Origin of the sequence: Rhodopseudomonas sp. BR0C11 (assembly GCF_010820945.1) — a bacterium.
GTDB classification, from domain to species: domain Bacteria; phylum Pseudomonadota; class Alphaproteobacteria; order Rhizobiales; family Xanthobacteraceae; genus Rhodopseudomonas; species Rhodopseudomonas palustris_H.
Genome location: NZ_QTKI01000805.1, coordinates 1 through 612, shown reverse-complemented (window position 1 = coordinate 612; position 612 = coordinate 1). Strand labels below are relative to the sequence as shown.

Here is a 612-nt window from a genome sequence, read left to right as displayed (position 1 = left end):
CCGCGGCGATCTCCTTCACCGGCTCGGTGAAATTCGCCGCGACCGCGACCTTGGCGGAATCGGCGAGCGCCGGCACGGAGGCAAGGCCGGCGGCAAAAGCTGCGCCGAACAGGGCGAGCTTGAGAGTAGCAATGGCTTTCAAGGGAAGTCTCCTACTGGTTGAAGTCCGCAGTGATGGTGATGGCGACAAGGCGAACGGCACGACGCGGCCCAAGCCTCGTTTGGTGATCAAGCCTCGTTTGGTGATGATGTCGCTCCGCTCGGAATGATGAGATCGGGACGAACATGGTCGGTGCATCGCGTCAGTCGATCGCGACGATGACGTGAGCGGCGTCGAACACCGCGCAGGCCGGATCACCGGGGGCCAGCTTGAGGTCGTCGGCGCTGCGCGCCGTGACCGAGGCCGCCAGCGTCTTGTCACCGCCGATATCGAGCACGATCTCGGCGTTGACGGCCGAGACGTCGGCGCGGCGCACGATGCCGCGCACGCAATTGCGCGCCGAGACCAGCGGCGGCTGATGGCCCGGCGCGATCATCACGAACGGCGCCTTGATCAGCACGATCGCCTCGCGGCCGACCACGAGGCCGAGGCTGCGCACGCTCCCGGCGGTC

At 67.0% G+C, this 612-nt stretch carries 1 protein-coding gene; it reads right to left on the bottom strand.

Annotated features, from left to right (window positions below; all coding sequences use genetic code 11):
• Positions 1-302 precede the first annotated feature (302 nt).
• A partial coding sequence (locus tag DYI24_RS27495; RefSeq protein WP_205523726.1) for a TOBE domain-containing protein occupies positions 303-612 on the bottom strand: 310 nt, incomplete at its 5' end.